Below are 15,130 nucleotides of genomic sequence, written 5' to 3' on the forward strand. Positions count from 1 at the left end.
CGCTCAGGTCCACCACCGACTGCGTCAGCGTCGCGGTGAGGGTGGCCACGGGCGTGGTGGCGGTGCGGCCGTCGCCAGCGGCCCCCGGGCTCACGCCCGAGGCGACATCCGGATTGAGCAGGTCATGCGCTACGCCAGCCTGCGCGCGTGCATTGGGCAGCAGCGTGCCCAGCGCCTGGCGCCAGCGACCACCGGCGCGCTCCACCCCGGCCTCCGCGCCTCGCAGGTCCGTGGAGCGCTCGCGCACGAGGGTGAGCGCCTCGTCCCAGGTCTTCACCAGCCGGGGCGCCGGCGGCACGGGGGTGAGCATCGCGTCCTCCCCTCGCGGCTGGACGACGGCCGCGGGGAGGCCGGAGGAGGTCGGCTCGGACTGTACCGAGGTGACTGCGAGCGCCAGGAGGAGGACGGGAGGGGGTGCCATATGCCGGACGTGGAAGAAGGAATTCAGTGACCGAGCGGAGTCACCGCGCACGCATCCCGAGGGAGCACCGAGCCCCCTCCGGGCGCAGAGGCGTCAGGCGCGGCTCAGCTGCGCGGGGCCGCCGGCTTGAACACCGAGGCCTCGATGGGCGCGTCGTAGTGGGCGCTCTGGATGACCTTCTCGCCCTTCTTGCCGTCGGCCTCCCACTGCACGCGGTGGCTCAGCTTGATGCCGTCCACGTCGCGGTAGTCGGAGAAGAAGGCCGTCTTGTTGTACGCCTTGCCCTCGTGCGTTCCCGTAGAGGTGCGGCGCACCTCCAGGAACGACTGCTGGTCGATGAAGCGGACTTCGGTGTTGCCACCCCGGGTGAGGACCAGCCTGAACGCGGGCGCGCCGTTCACCTGCTCCACGCCGTCCAGCTTCAGCGCCACGCCCTGGGCCTTCGGGTCCACGAGGGCGTCATCGAAGGCCGCGTACTCGGCCATCGTCGCGCTCTTCTCCTTGTCCAGCCGCTGCGGCGCCGCCGAGCCCTCCACCATCCAGCCGTGCTGGCCGTCGAACACCTTGCTCGTCCGGGTGCCGTTCTTCTCCATGTCGTAGCGCACGAGGTTGGGACGCGCGCGCTGCACGGTGGAGGTGGTGACGGTTTCGCCGTCTCGGGAGATGCTGGTGACCTGGAAGGACTTCGCGGCCTTGAGTCGCTCCTTGCCGCCCACGGCCTTCAGGTGCTTGTCCACGAGGGACTGGAGCGACAGCTGGCCCTGGTGGCACTCGGCACCCTCGCCTGCGGCGGCGATGGCGGGGGCGAGCGACAGACCGAGTGCGAGGAACGAGGAAACGAGGGACTTGTGCAGCATGGGGTGTGCCTCCGGGTAACGGTGTTGCGGGAGACACAGTGCCCTCGGGAGGGGCGCGGCGCTGGAGTGTTCAGCCGGTGGGGACGGGCGTGCGGCGAACGGGCCCCCTCATGCGGCGAACGGGCTTCAGCGCAGGTGCTGGAACTTCTCGCGATGGCTGCGGGCCACGCGCAGCTCGGCGCCGCCGGTGAGCACCACGACCAGGTCTCGCCGGCCTTCGTTGCGCAGCTCGCGGATGCGCCGCGAGTTGACGATGGCCGAGCGGTGGATGCGCATGAAGCGCTCCGGGTCCAGGCGCGCCTCCAGGCTCTGCATCGTCTCGCGGTGGAGGTACGCCTTCCCGCCCGCGTGAATCTGCACGTAGTAGTCGGCGGCCTCGATGTATTCGATTTCGTCCACGTCGAGGAACACCACGCGCCCCGTGTCGCGGATGGCGAGCCGGTGCACCCATGGCTCCGGCGCGGCGGCGGGCGCGGGAGCCGGAGGCGGCGTGACTTCACGGTCGCCGTAGGTGGAGAGCACGGACAAGAGCCGCTGACTGAGGTCGGACATGCGCGCCTGGCGAATCTGCGCCTTGGCGCGGCCCACGGCGTCGTGGAAGCGGTCGTCCCGGAAGGGCTTGAGGAGATAGTCGAGCGCGTGGATGTCGAAGGCGCGCAGGGCGTAGCGGTCGTACGCGGTGACGAAGATGACGGCGGGGACCTCGGTGGGGCCGAGGTGGGCGAGCACCTCGAAGCCGTTGAGCTCGGGCATCTGCACGTCGAGCAGGACGAGGTCGGGCCGCTGCTCGCGGATGAGGCGCACGGCCTCCGGACCGTTGCCGGCCTCGCCCACCACGCTGACCTCCGGGTCCGTGGCGAGCAGCAGGCGCAGGCCCTCGCGCGCCAGGGGCTCGTCATCCACGACGAGCGTGCGGATGCTGGCGGGCACGTTCATGACACGGGCACCTGCTCCGAGGCGGACTGGAAGGGCAGCTCCAGGCGGGCACGCACGCCGCCTCCGGGGCGGTTCTCCAGCGTGAAGGTGTGGCGGTCTCCGTAGAGCTGGTGCATGCGGGCGCGCACGTTGGCCACGCCGATGCAGCCGTCATGGGTGTCCCAGCCGGGCGCGAGTCCGGGGCCGTCGTCGAGCACCTCCAGCACCAGCCGCGCTCCTTCGCGCGAGGCGCGCAATTCCACGCGTCCGGCACCGGAGCGGGCGGAGAGGCCGTGCTTGATGGCGTTCTCCACCAGCGGCTGGAGGATGAGGCTGGGCACGAGCGCGCCGAGCGTGGCGGGGTCGATGGCGCGGACCACCTGGAGCCGGTCCTGGAAGCGGGTCTGCTCGATGTCGAGGTAGCGCTCCAGGAAGTCGAGGTCCTCGTGGAGCGGGACGTGCTGCCGGCCGGTGTTGTTGAGGGCCATGCGCAGCAATTCGCTCACGCCGGTGAGCATGCGGATGGAGCCGGCGGTGTCCTGCTTGCGCACGAGGACGGAGATGGCGTTGAGCGTGTTGAAGAGGAAGTGCGGGTGGAGCTGGGCGCGAAGGACGTCGAGCTGGGCGTGGACCAGGCGCGTCTCGAGCTGCGACTGGGCCAGCTCTCCCTCGCGGTAGCGGCGGTGGTACTCCACGGCGTAGCCGACGGAGAGGATGCCGCCGTAGATGAGCAGGTCGGTGACGATGTACTTGCTCAGCATCATCGGCAGGATTTGAGGCAGTGGGTTGTCGATGTACCACTGCTCTCCACAGGCCTTGGAGACGGTGTGGACGAGGACCACGTGGGGGAGCATGAGCGAGAAGAACGTGGACACGTGGACCGCGAGGCTTCGGGGCCAGGCGCCACGTTCCAGTCGCCAGCGCCGTCCCAGCCAGAGGATGAGCGGGGTGGCGAAGGCCCAGTACTCCCAGGCCGGGAGAATCATCATCAGGGCCCGGCTGAACGGATAGGTGGGGTCCTTGGCCTGCGCGTAGATGTAGTTCTGGCTCGCGCCGATGATGCCCGGCACGGCCCAGATGAGCAGGAGCGGCGGCAGGCGGCGCAACAGCCGGAGCAGCCCGGACGGCGCGGACACGGAGGACACCGGCCGCGGCGTCACGGCGGAGGACGGCAGGGCGGGAGAGGTGGATTCCACGGCGGCCTGAGTCTACGCCCGCGCCAGGGCCCCTTCCGAACCGGTGCAGCCAAAGGGCTCCGGGGTGCAGCGAACGGGAACGCCTGCCTGCTCCCCGACTTTCCGCCTGTGTGCGCGGGGAGGGCGGACCCGTGGACGTCAGCGGGAGGCCAGCCGGCCCAGCGACTGCGACACGTGCGCGCCGGGATGGTGTGTCCCCGGGAGCCTGGGTGTCAGCGCGAGGCGAGTCGGCCCTGGGTGTCGATGAAGAACGCGCCGTCACCCGCGACGACCTGCACGCCCTGACGCTCTTCCTCGATGAGCCGCACCGCACCGGCGACGCTCCAGGCGCGCTCGGTGCCCAACTCCAGCACACGTCCGTCGGCGGTGCCCGCGTACCGCGAGGTCAGCACCGTGTACGTGGCGTCCGGGGGCAGCACCTTGGCGAGCAGGCCCAAACGCTCCACGTACTCGGCGGCGCTCGCTTCCTCGGCGGGCGGCAGGGCCTGCCAGCTCACGTCGAGCACGGGCTCCAGGTGGAAGTCGGAGTCGAGCGAGACGATGCCCGCGTCCGTGGCGGCGAAGAGCTGCTCACCGGCGACCTCCAGGGCGAGGCACGTGGTGCCCGGCAGCCCTTCCTCCGTGCCGAGCACGCGCACGGGCTGACCATCGGAGGTGAGCACCTCCAGGCCCTCGGTGGTGCAGGCGATGAGGTGGCCCGCGAAGGGCTGCATCGCGTACACGGCGCCGGGCAGCGTGGCGGGAGAGGAGAGGGCGACGGCGGCGGCGATGGAGAGGGCGGAGAGCATCACGCCCGTCCCTCATTGCGAACGCCGGGCCAGCCACCGTTCCCAGGAAGGACGCGGGGATACGGGCGACACGGTGTGCGCCCCCGGCCACAGGTGCGGCCGGGAGCCAGCGGTGACGGTCCGCGTCACCGGCTCATCCAGGACGCAGGTACGGCCTGCACGGAATGAGGAGCCCCCGGCGACCGGTAGCCGCGGAAGGAAGCTTCATTCCACGAGGCCTCCGCCCGACGGGGACGGAGGCGCCCGCGTCCCGAATCAGAACGACTCTTCCGGCACGTCCATCAGGTCCAGCGTGCCCTGCTCCACCATGCGCGCGGCGTGCGCCAGGCCCGGGAGCACCTCGTGGCAGTACCAGCGCGCGCTGGCGAGCTTGCCCGCGTAGAAGGCCCTGTCACCGGGGTTGCTCTTCATCCGCTCCAGCGCCACCTGCGCGTGCCGCACCAGCAGCCAGCCGATGACCAGCTCCGCCACGGACATCAGCACGCGGTTGCCCTGAAGGCCCACGTGGTAGAGCGACTCGCCGAGCTTCCCCATCAGCGTGCCGAGCATCGTCTCCAGGTCGCCCAGCGCCCGGCCTAGCGCGGCGCGCTCGGCCTCCAGCTCCTTCCCGCCTCCGCCGCCCTCGGCCGTCTCGCGCACCTGGGTCAACAGCCCCTGCAGCGTCGCCCCGCCGTCCTTCGCCACCTTGCGCATGAGCAGGTCGAGCGCCTGGATGTGCGTGGTGCCCTCGTAGAGCGTGTCGATCTTCTGGTCCCGGATGTACTGCTCCACCGGATAGTCCGTCAGGAAGCCCGAGCCGCCGTGCACCTGGAGCGACAGCGCCAGCATCTCGTACGCCTTCTCCGAGCAGTAGCCCTTCACCAGCGGCAGCAGCATGTCGTTGAGCGCGTCCAGCTCGCCGGCCTCGGTGGCGCGGTGGCCGCCCTTCAACTCCACGCCGTCCTGCATGGAGGCGGTGAAGAGGCACAGCGCGCGCATCCCTTCCGCGTGGGCCTTCTGCGCCATCAGCATGCGGCGCACGTCCGGGTGGCGGAAGATGGGCACGCGCGGCGCCTTCTTGTCCCGCGCCTGCATCAGGTCCGCGCCCTGGAGCCGGTCCTTCGCGAAGGCCAGCGCGCGCTCGTAGCCCGCGGACAGCGTGGCCATGGACTTCACGCCCACCGCCATGCGCGCCTGCTCGATGATGTAGAACATCTGCCGCATGCCGTCGTGGACCTCGCCCAAGAGCAGGCCGCGCGCGGGCTTCCCGTCGCCGAACGTCAGCTCACACGTGACGGAGCCCTTGAGCCCCATCTTCTTCTCCAGCTTGGTGCACACCACGCCGTTGAGCTCGCCCAGGCGGCCGTCCTCCTCCACCCAGTACTTGGGCACCACGAACAGCGACAGCCCCTTGGTGCCCGGCCCCGCGCCCTCCGGCCGAGCCAGCACCATGTGCAGGATGTTCTCGGACATGTCCGAGTCACCGTTGGTGATGAAGCGCTTCACGCCTTCAATCTCCCAGACCTCGCCGCCCACGTGACGCGCCTTCGTGCGCGCGGCGCCCACGTCGCTGCCGGCGTCCGGCTCGGTGAGCACCATGCTGCCCTGCCAGCGGCGCTCCAGCATCAGCGGCAGGAAGCGCCGCTTCTGCGCGTCCGTCCCCAGCCGGTCGATGATGCGCGCCAGCAGGTTGCCCAGCGTGTAGAAGGCCAGCGCCGCGTTGGCGCCCGCCAGCAGCTCGAAGGCGGCCCAGCCCAGCGACGGCGGCGCGCCCAGACCGCCCAGGTGCGGCGGCTGCTCCAACAGGTGCATGCCCGCCTCGTAGAACGCGCTCATGGCGTTCTTCAGGCCCGGCGGCAGCGTCACCTTCCCGCCCTCCAGCTTCGGCGGGTTGTGCTCCGACTCGTCGAACGACGCCGCCAGCTCGCCCGTACACAGCTGGGCGAACGTCTGGAGCATCTGCCGCGCCGCCGTCTCGTCCAGGTCACCAAAGGGCGCCCGGCCGAGCGAGCTGTTCCCGATGTCGAGGAACTCGAAGAGGTTGAACTCGATGTCGCGCAGGTTGGGGACGTAGTGGCTCGCGGAAGTCATGGGCCGCGAAGCTAGCCGAGGTTGATTCGAGAGTCAGTCCTCGGGTGGGAGTCGGGATTCACCCATAGTGAAATCCAATTGCGAATGCTGGTGAAGCCTGCTTAGCCTCCAAAAGCCGTCATTCACGGCGGCGCATCGGCTCGCGGTCGGAGCCGCAAAAGGGGCCACTCATGACTCGTTGTCCTGTCGTGTCCGTCTTCCGTTCGTTGGCATTGCTGCTCGTGGTCGGCGCACCGCTCACCGCGGCCGCGCAGGTCTGTGACGACAATGCGCGCACGGCGTATCAGAACGCGGTGAACGCGGGGGCCACGGAGTCGGAGCTGGAGGCCCAGTTCGGTCAGTGTCGCGGCACGGTGACGCAGAGCGTGGTGGCGACGAGCACCAACTTCAACATCTTCTACGAGAAGATGAACAGCTGCGGCCTGCACCCGCAGCAGCGGCGTCCCGCGTGTGACGTGGAGATTCGCCAGGTCGGCGGCTACGGCGCCTTCCCCGCGGGCAGCAACGAGTTCGTGCGGTTCTGCTTCGACTGCGACCTCAACGGCGTCTTCGAGTACAGCGTGGTGGGCAGTGTGCACGTGACGAACAACATCTCGCCGCAGGGGCCGTCCTGGTACCACTCGGCCAACGCGGTGGCCGCGAACACGCCGGCCACGTGCGCGTGGGGCAGCGGCCGCACCATCCGCATGCGCGCCATCCTGTCGTGGGCCGCCCAGCCGGCGAGCTGCACGTCCAAGCCCATCTGGGGCAACTGGATTGACTTCCAGGCCCGCCTGGACCCGTGAGCCTCGCGCTGTCCTGAGGCACTGAAGCACGAAGGGCCTCCGGGGCATGTTCCCCGGAGGCCCTTGTTGTTTCGTCGAGCGGCTTCGCTCAGGAGCCCTTGAGCTGCAGCGTGGGCACCGCGCCCTCGCCGAGCACCAGGTGCACCTGGCCGACCTTGGAGGCCAGGTCCTTGTACGCCTCCAGCTCCTTGAGGCGCACCAGCAGCGGGTTCTCCGCGAGCACCTTCGCCGTCTGCGCCATGGAGCGCGTCGCGGCCGTCTCCTCGCGGCGGAGGATGACGTTGGCCTCCGCCTCCTTCTGCGCCTGGATGACCCGGTTGAGCAGCTCCTTCATCTCACCCGGCAGCACCACGTCCTTGATGCCGAAGCGCAACAGCTCCAGGCCCACCGTGTCCGCGCGGTCCTTCACGTCGGCGAAGAGGGACTCGGCCACCGCCTCACGGGAGGCGAGCAGCTCGTCCAGCGTGCGCACCGCCACCGCCTCGCGCGCCGCCAGCTGCATGGCGAGGTAGAGGATGTCATCCGGCGAGCGGGCCACCACGGCGAGCCGGCGCGCGTCCGCCACGCGGAAGGCCGCGGAGAGGTTGAGGCGCAGGCTGACGCGGTCCTTCGTCATCACCTCCTGGCCCGTGACGTGGAGCAGGCGCTCACGCAGGTCGATGGCCGCGAGCTGCACCTTGCGCGCGACCGTCCACGCCGCATGACGGCCGGCGGGCAGCACCGCGTCCAGCGAGCCGTCCACGTAGCGCAGCACGACGCTGCCCTCCGCGGCGATGGCCTCCACGTAGTCGCTCGCGGGCACGAGCGCGCGCACGTCGTCGCGCAGCGGGGCCGTGGCCACGCCGGACGTGTCCACGCGCTCCACGCGCACGGCGGGCGAGGCGGGCACCAGGGCGCGGCCGGGGATGCGCTCCACCGTCCACACCTGGTGCTGACCGCGGCCGAGCCACTTCGCGGGGCGGCCCTTGTGGAAGAGGACGGCGCGCTCGTCGGCGCCGAGCTCCACCACCTGGAGGTCCGCCTCCGGCACGAGGGCCAGCAGCGACGTGTCGAGGTTGACGAGGGGCTGCTCGGTGCTCACGCGCACCAGCCGCACCTTGCTGAAGGGGTAGACCAGCCAGTACCGGCCGGGCACGAGGTAGCGCGTCGGCAGCTCGTCCACGAGGACGAACGCCCGCTCGTTCTGCCCGACATCCACATGCAAGATGCTCATCGCGCACCTCCCTTCTCCCCGTTCAGGGGAGCCTGATGACCGGGACTGAGATTGCGCGCCTGCGCGCGCGGGTCCCGGGTACGACTGAAAAGTGAGAGCCCCACCCTTCACGGACTGAAGCGCCGACTGCGTGCCCGTTCCGCTTCCGGCCTCTCCGCGCTCGCGGGCCAGGCCATTCCACGGACGGCGGCAGGGGCTCCCGCTGACGGCTCGGGGTGGCCCTGTCGCCCTGGCGGAGGGCCGGGCGTCACAGCGGGGGAAGGTGGAAGTGGCGGACCAGCGTTCGCGTCAGCTCCGGGCAGGGCCCCCTGGTGGATGACCGATTTTGCAGATCGGATCAGAACGAAGGATTTGAACCTTCAACCCCAAGATTTCGAATCTTGTGCTCTTCCCAGTTGAGCTAGTTCTGAAAGGCCCCCGGAACGCCGGGAACCCTTCGTGGGCCTCACGGCGGCCCGGCCGGACGGCCCGATGTGAGGGAACCACCGCGAGCAATGGACCCGGGGACACCCTGTCCGGTGCACGAGCGCAGCGCGCCCACGCCCGGACCCGGGAGCCCGAGGACAGCCCCGTGGCACCTCTGGATTCCGTCAGTTCGCAGGGACGCCGCGGTGGCAGGGTGTCTGACAGCCCGCATGAATGCGACGGCCCTCGTCATCCAGTGCTCGGGTGAAGAGGGCCCATGCTGCCCGGGTTGCGGTGAGGCGGCCGTGCCTATTCGGGCGTGCCGGGCGGCTCGATGTCGGGCTCGAGCGGCGCCGGGGCCTTGGCGGCCTGCGGAGTCGGCGTCGCGAGGACGGACTGCACGGCCGGATAGGGCTCGAAGGCCTCGGAGGGTGCCGGGGGCTTGCAGGCCGTGGTGTCGTTCGACGCGCTCAGGAACGGGGTGCTGGTGTTCGCCTGGAACTGCCTCGCCGCCGAGGGCAGCGGGCACATGGGCAGAGGAGTGCCGGACGTCGGCTTCGCCACCGTGGGCCCGCGCGACGTGGACCTGGAGTCGGAGTTGCGCCGGGACGCGGCGTCACCGCGCGACGAGGAGTCACCCCGCGACTTGGAGTCCCCCTGCGCGAGCGAGTCGCTCTGCGTGTTCGCCTTGCCCTCGCTGGTGGAGGTGGACGTGGCCGTGGCAATCGCGGAAGGCGCGGGCTTCTTCGCCGCCTCGCCCAGCACCTCCGTCAGGCGGTTGTTGCTGTCGTGCAGCTGGTCCAGCGCATGGCCCATCGTGGCGTCGTGCTGCGTGCGCGTGCGCTCCAGGCTGGAGTCGTGCTGCGTGCGCTCCTTGTCGAGGTTCGCCTGATACTCCGCGCGGTCCTTCTCGAGGCTGGCCTTCAGCGTGTCCCGCTCCCGCGAGACTTCGCTCAGGCGCTGCTCCAGCGCGCTCTTCTCCGTGTTCATCACCGACTCCGCGCGGGCCATGCAGGCGCCGAGCACCTTCTCCTCGGGCTCGCGCTCCGGCATCGGCTCGCCGCGGTTCCAGGCCACCATCGCCATGCTCTGCCAGCGGTAGTCCGCGTGCATGACGCACTCCTGCACCAGGCGCGTCAGCCGGTCCTCGGACCAGATGGGCGTCGGCCGTGCACAGGGGCCCACCTCTTCCTTGATCGTAGAGGGAAACGTGCGGACCTGACGGACCCAGCAACCGTTTCGCTGCTCCAGCTTCGATGCCGTACACCCCGCCAGCCCCAACGCGAGCACCACCACCGCCGCCACCCGTTTCATGTCACCCCTCCATCCCCAACGCCGGCCCGCGTTCGCTGCGGGCACGGTAGGGACGGTGCGATCCACCGCCCATTCAATGGAGTCACACGGCATGCATGGGATGTCCGGGGTCCAACGAACCAGGGCAGGCAGCCGAGCGTGAAGTGACCCATTGCGCGTGCGCTGGCCAACGCTCACACGGCGGAGCGGGTGGAGAGAAGACTCCTCACCAGGGCCGCGATTGCACACCCGAGGCCCGCGAAAGCGCTTCCCGAGTGGCGCGCTTCCAACAGTGGCGACCCGGCACGGTGGTGCGGTGTACCGGGCCACGGCTGTTGGGAACTTGTGGAGGACTTCAGCGCAGCAGGGCCTGCGTGTGCGTGAGCAGCTCGGGCCCGCCGGGCTGGCCGTGGCCGGGCACCACCACCCGCACGTCGGGGAAGTGCTGGCGCGTGCGCTCCAGGCTCGCGGGCCAGGCGGCTACGTCCGCGTCCGACAGGTTGCCCAGGTCCTTCGCGGCGCCGTCCTTCACGAAGCAGCCACCGAAGAGCACCCCGCTGTCGCGGTGCCACACCACGATGTTGTCCGGCGCGTGGCCCGCGCCGGGGAAGAACACCTCCACCGGGCCCAGGGACTGTGACGGGGACACGGTGTCCGGAGGCACGGGCATGCCGCGCTCCTTCGCGAGCTTCGCCGTCTCCTCCAGCCCGTACACGGGAATGCCCTGCGCCACGAGCGCGGGCACGCCGCCCGTCCGGTCCACGTGGAAGTGTGTCACCACGGCCGCGCGCACCGGGCGGTGCAGCGTGTCGCGGGCCCAGGTCATGAGCTGCTCGGCGTGCCGCGCGTTCCACCCCATGTCCACGAGGAGCGCCTCACTGCCATCCTCGATGAGCAGCCCATTGGCGGGGTAGCGGTCGAAGTCCGCGCCCGCCAGTGTGGTGTGGAGCCACACGCCGGGCGCGAGCCGGCGCACGTGGATGTCTTCAGCCACCGTGTACTCAGACTGCATCGACGGCGTGGCGTCGGTGCCGCGCTCCGGCGTGGAGGCACATGCGACGCCGAGCAGGAGCACGGCGCAGAGGCGGAGTCGGAGTCGGAGGAGGGGGCGGGGCGGCGTCATGGTGAACCTCTGCGGGTGTGGTCCTGCGCCCGCGTTTCGGGGAGGACGCGCCCGGATGCAAACCATATGCGCGGTGGCGTGCGGAGGTTCATGTAGCGACGGTGGGCTTCGTCTCGTGCATCCCACTCCCGTGGCGCCCCCCTGCGGCCGCTCGGTGTCATGGCGGGAGAGGGACGCGATGACGGGAGCGGACCGTGAGGCCCGCTCCCGAAGCGCGAGCGCCTACAGCCCCCCGGTGTCGTAGTCAGAGGGCGCGTCCACGTGGAAGACGAGGTCCACGGTGCGCTGCTCCCCCGGGGCCAGCGCCACCTTCCACGTGGCGATGCCGTCCTCCGCCGCGAGCGTGTAGCCAGCCGTGGACTCCGGCTCCAGCTCCACCTTCACGTCGTCCAGCTCGGACACGGGGATGTGCTCGGCCAGCTCCACCTTCTCGGGGCGCGCGCGGAGGTTGGCGAGCTGGAAGCGGTAGACGTAGCGGAAGCGCTGCTTCCCACCGAAGAGCCCCTTCGGCCGCTGCACTTCCTCCACCACGGTGCGCTTCACGCGCAGGCCCTCTTCCAGTCCGAAGGTGAGCTCGAAGGGAGCGCCCTTCGCCACGCGCTCCAGCTGTTGGTGACCCAGGAAGCCCGTGTCGCGGAAGATGCTGACCGGGCCACCCAGCAGCGGGAAGGGCGTGCCATTGGACAGCCGCGCCACGCGGAAGACCACCGGGTGGAGCTTGGGCGCCGTGCGCCAGGAGAAGTCCGCCTTGAGCCGGTGGCGGCCCAGGCGCACCCGCACCGCGCTGCCGTCCCCGGGCACCCGCGTCGCCTCCTGCGCCTCCCACTGCACGGAGAGGCCCTGCGACACGACGCGCAGTCCCTCTCCCCCGGCCTCCCGCTCACCGGGGCCGGCCTCGGCGTGCCGCTGCTGCTCGTCGCGCCGCACCAGCACCTTGCGCTCCTTCGGCCGCTTCCAGGCGGAGACGTACAGCGGCGTCACCTCGGGCGGCGTGGCGTCCTGGCGCGGCAGCGCGGTGGAGAGGAAGAGCTTCGCGCCCGCCCAGTCCTCGCCCGTCGCCTGGCGCACGGTGGCCAGCGACGTCAGCTCGACGACTCCCGCGGCCTCTTCCGCGCGAGCCTCGTAGAGCGGCGTCCAGGACGTGCCGCCCACCAGGTACGTCAGCTCCACGGAGACCTGCGTGCCCTCGGGACACGACAGGCGCACCTCCACGCGCTGCTCGCTGCGCTCGGCGAGCGTCTTCAGGCGCGACAGCTCCGACTCCACCTCGGCCAGCTTCTGCTTGAGCACGCGCTGCTTCTCCGCGACGTCTCGCGCCTCCTTCACGCCGCGCAGCCGCACCGCCATCGCCGAGTCGAAGGCCGCGGCCCACGCGCGCGGGTCCGGCTTCGGCCCCGTGAGCTCGTGCGTGACGCGGTCCACGGCCACGTCGGTGAAGCCCTTGGACAGCCGGGCCAGGTCCCCCGCTCGCGCGGCGGCGGCCTCCAGCACCGCCTGCTCGCGGTCCAGCTCGAGGCCTCGGGCCTCCCACTTCTGGCGCTCGGGCTCCAGCGAGGCTTCGAGCGTCACGGTGTCGGCGGTGAGGCCCTCCAGGGTGGCGCCGGCGGCGCGGGCGCGGAAGCTCTCGCGCGAGGCCGCCTGGGGCAGGTGGTCGAAGACGGCGGTGGTGGCGCCAGTGCACGCCACTGTCTGTGCGCGAGTCACCTGCGCGCGGTCCGGGTAGATGACGACGGAGGACACCTGGGACGTGTTCACGAGCGCCAGGAGGGTCAGGGGCAGCAGGGTCATTGGAGGTTCCTCACGGGCTCTGGTTGAGGCGCCAGTGCTGCGGGCGGCGCAGGGTGTATTCGAAGGACACGGTGCTCTTGCTGGAGGGCGGCACCACCAGGTCCCACTGCAGCTCGCCCTTCTGCTCGTCCTGGCGGGCGGCGGGCGAGGTGCGCACCAGCTTCACCTCCACCTTGCCGTCCTGGCTGAGAGGCCATTGGTCCACCACGCGCACCTGTATGGGGAACGGATAGGGATTGGGCACCTCCAGCGTGACTTCGTAGGTGTTGAGGTCGTCCTTGGAGATGAAGCCCTCCCTGGCCTGCACCAGACGCACGTTGCGCGCGGTGCGCACGGCGGGGTCCACGCCGAGCGGCAGGGTGAAGGCCTCGCCGGGGACGACGAGCTTCAGCGCCGCGGTGCCGGCCGGGTCGGCCCCGACGAAGAGGGTGGCGTCACCGCCCGGCAGCACGGTGCGTGACGGGCTCTTGAGCTGGGCGACGAGGAAGGCGTCCTCCGCGAGGGCGGGGAAGACGTGGCGTTCCACCTGCACGGGCCAGGACTCGATGAGGAGGGGGACGACGCGCTCGCCCTGACAGCTGCGCACCGTCTCCGGACGTGGCGCGGTGAAGGCCAGGTCGTAGCCGCCGGCGAGCGAGGCGGGCAGGTCCTCCGACAGTTGCGGAGGCTGCCAGCCGGGCGGCGGCGCGAGGCCCACGTAGGAGTCCACGACGGGCTCGGGCCGGTAGGTGCTCGGGGAGGGCGGACCGCCGAGAGAGAAGCCCACCCCCGTGTTGGTGCTCCCCACGTCGACGGTGGGAGGAGCGCCCATGATTTCGACGACCTCGCCCAGGCTCTCCGGGAGCAGCTCCACATTCACCCGAAGGGTGTTTTCGCCCCGGAGTTGGATGTCGGATCGGGCGTAGGGCCGGTACTGCTCCTTCTCGAACCGGAGGGTGTAGACGCCGGGGGGCAGGAAGGGGATGCGGTAGTTGCCCTGCGCGTCCGTCACCACGGTCTCCTCTCCCCCGAGGCTGACGGCGGTCGCGGTCACGACGAGGTCGGGGACGGGCCTCCGGTCCTGGGCGTCGATGACGGTGCCCAGGAGGGTGCCACCGCGTGTGCCGGGGAAGAGGCGGCGCGCGCTCCGGGAGGGCTGTGGCGCCGACGCCTGGGAGGGACCGGAGGACTGCACCGTGGCGGAGGAGGACGGCCCGGAGGACACCGTCTCCGGGGCCTCGGAGGGAAAGGGCCTGCCCGCGCGCGTCAGCAGCTGCTGGCGCAGTGAGCGCACCAGGTCCGGCTCTGGTGTGCTCGGGGGCAGGGGCGGAGGTGCGCTGGCGCGCTCTTCCTGCCTTCGTGGCTCGGGGATGAAGCGCTCGAGGGTGCCGAGCTTCCACGTGGCGAACCGGGGCAGCGACGTGGCGGTGGAGGGCAGGGCGGTGCTGAGCGTAAGCTTCGCGCCCTCCCAGTTCTCGCCCGTGTCCTGGCTGACGCGGCCGGAGAAGGCCACCTGCACGCGCTGCTTCTCCGGCTGGAGCTGGAGCTCGTAGCGCGGGTACCAGCGGACGCGCTCGGGGACGAGATACGAGAGCTGCACCTTCGTGAGCCCCGTGCCGGAGAGGGTGACGGCCACCTCGATGCCTGGCTTCCGCGGCCACGTGCCGAGCTGGCCCGCCTCTTCGAGCCGCTTCTCGCGCAGGTCCTTGAGCGCGAGGGCACGGTCCTCCAGCTCGAGCATGCGCGCCTCCAGCTTCGCGGCGGTGTCGACGAGGAAGCCGGCGGAGGCGCTCCACGTCGTGGCCGGGGAGGGCGGCCGCTCGCCGGTGGCGGGGTTCATGGCGTACTGGTTGACCTCCGGCTGCACCCGGCGGAGCGCTTCGAGCTGGAGGCCCACGGCGGCGCGCTCGGCCTCGGCGCGGGCGAGGTCGTCATCCAGTCCGTCCAGCGTGGCGAGCAGCTTGCGCGCCTCCTGCTGGGGGAATGGCGGGGCGCTGGCGGGGCGCACGTCCACCGAGGAGACCTCGGCGCCCTGGGCCTCGACGCGGATGGAGTCGGGGTCCACGAAGTCCGGCAGCCGGGGCAGCTCCACCCGCTGGGTGCCCGAGACGGTGAGGGTGGCGGTCCGCACCACGCGGGCCCGGTCGCTGTACACGGTGACGGCGCTGATGGGCGCCTCGGTGGTGGCGTGGAGAAGGCTCGCGAGTCCGAGGAGGAGCATGGCGCCAAGCTATCCAGCGGGGCGCGGGCGCATCTTCACGGAGTCATCATGATGCGAGCACGAAAGGCTCATTCCT

The 15,130-nt window shown here is 70.9% G+C and carries 11 protein-coding genes, 1 tRNA gene and 1 pseudogene; 1 reads left to right on the forward strand and 12 read right to left on the reverse strand.

What is annotated here, in order from left to right:
* The 6 genes and pseudogenes from G4D86_RS30485 to G4D86_RS30510 form a co-directional block, all read right to left on the reverse strand.
* Window positions 1–310 (reverse strand): annotated as a pseudogene (locus G4D86_RS30485) (TolC family protein); the annotation flags it as partial.
* A 215-nt stretch (window positions 311–525) separates the two neighbouring features.
* Window positions 526–1,278: a hypothetical protein gene (locus G4D86_RS30490; protein ID WP_163997595.1), complete on the reverse strand. Its 753-nt coding sequence runs from the start codon at window positions 1,276–1,278 to the stop codon at window positions 526–528.
* Between the two features lie 126 nt (window positions 1,279–1,404).
* A complete protein-coding gene (locus G4D86_RS30495) occupies window positions 1,405–2,214 on the reverse strand; it encodes a LytR/AlgR family response regulator transcription factor (RefSeq protein ID WP_163997596.1) in 810 nt (269 codons plus the stop codon).
* Window positions 2,211–3,389, reverse strand: coding sequence for a sensor histidine kinase (locus G4D86_RS30500; RefSeq protein WP_163997597.1), 1,179 nt, complete (start codon window positions 3,387–3,389; stop codon window positions 2,211–2,213). Before G4D86_RS30500 ends, G4D86_RS30495 begins: the two co-directional genes overlap by 4 nt.
* Before the next feature lie 212 nt (window positions 3,390–3,601).
* Entirely contained in the window at window positions 3,602–4,180 is a 579-nt protein-coding gene (locus G4D86_RS30505; RefSeq protein ID WP_163997598.1) for a hypothetical protein, read from the reverse strand.
* Between the two features lie 252 nt (window positions 4,181–4,432).
* Entirely contained in the window at window positions 4,433–6,247 is a 1,815-nt protein-coding gene (locus G4D86_RS30510) for an acyl-CoA dehydrogenase (RefSeq protein WP_163997599.1), read from the reverse strand.
* A gap of 170 nt (window positions 6,248–6,417) precedes the next feature.
* On the opposite strand from G4D86_RS30510, the gene G4D86_RS30515 reads away from it, so the two are divergent.
* A complete protein-coding gene (locus G4D86_RS30515) occupies window positions 6,418–7,032 on the forward strand; it encodes a hypothetical protein (protein WP_163997600.1) in 615 nt (204 codons plus the stop codon).
* 88 nt (window positions 7,033–7,120) lie between these two features.
* Here G4D86_RS30515 and G4D86_RS30520 read toward each other — a convergent pair whose 3' ends face one another.
* The 6 genes from G4D86_RS30520 to G4D86_RS30545 form a co-directional block, all read right to left on the reverse strand.
* Window positions 7,121–8,245 (reverse strand): slipin family protein, encoded by a 1,125-nt coding sequence (locus G4D86_RS30520; RefSeq protein ID WP_163997601.1) that lies wholly within the window; start codon window positions 8,243–8,245, stop codon window positions 7,121–7,123.
* 336 nt (window positions 8,246–8,581) lie between these two features.
* Window positions 8,582–8,655, reverse strand: a tRNA-Ser gene (locus tag G4D86_RS30525).
* A gap of 304 nt (window positions 8,656–8,959) precedes the next feature.
* Window positions 8,960–9,964 (reverse strand): hypothetical protein, encoded by a 1,005-nt coding sequence (locus tag G4D86_RS30530; RefSeq protein ID WP_240360549.1) that lies wholly within the window; start codon window positions 9,962–9,964, stop codon window positions 8,960–8,962.
* A gap of 334 nt (window positions 9,965–10,298) precedes the next feature.
* Window positions 10,299–11,066 carry a PYX family subclass B1 metallo-beta-lactamase gene (blaPYX, locus tag G4D86_RS30535; RefSeq protein ID WP_163997602.1) on the reverse strand — a complete coding sequence of 256 codons (768 nt, stop codon included), beginning with the start codon at window positions 11,064–11,066 and terminating at the stop codon, window positions 10,299–10,301.
* Window positions 11,067–11,288: 222 nt separating this feature from the next.
* Window positions 11,289–12,854, reverse strand: coding sequence for a mucoidy inhibitor MuiA family protein (locus tag G4D86_RS30540; RefSeq protein ID WP_163997603.1), 1,566 nt, complete (start codon window positions 12,852–12,854; stop codon window positions 11,289–11,291).
* Between the two features lie 10 nt (window positions 12,855–12,864).
* Entirely contained in the window at window positions 12,865–15,054 is a 2,190-nt protein-coding gene (locus G4D86_RS30545) for a mucoidy inhibitor MuiA family protein (RefSeq protein WP_163997604.1), read from the reverse strand.
* Window positions 15,055–15,130 lie beyond the last annotated feature (76 nt).

The organism is Pyxidicoccus caerfyrddinensis, from assembly GCF_010894405.1.
GTDB lineage: Bacteria > Myxococcota > Myxococcia > Myxococcales > Myxococcaceae > Myxococcus > Myxococcus caerfyrddinensis.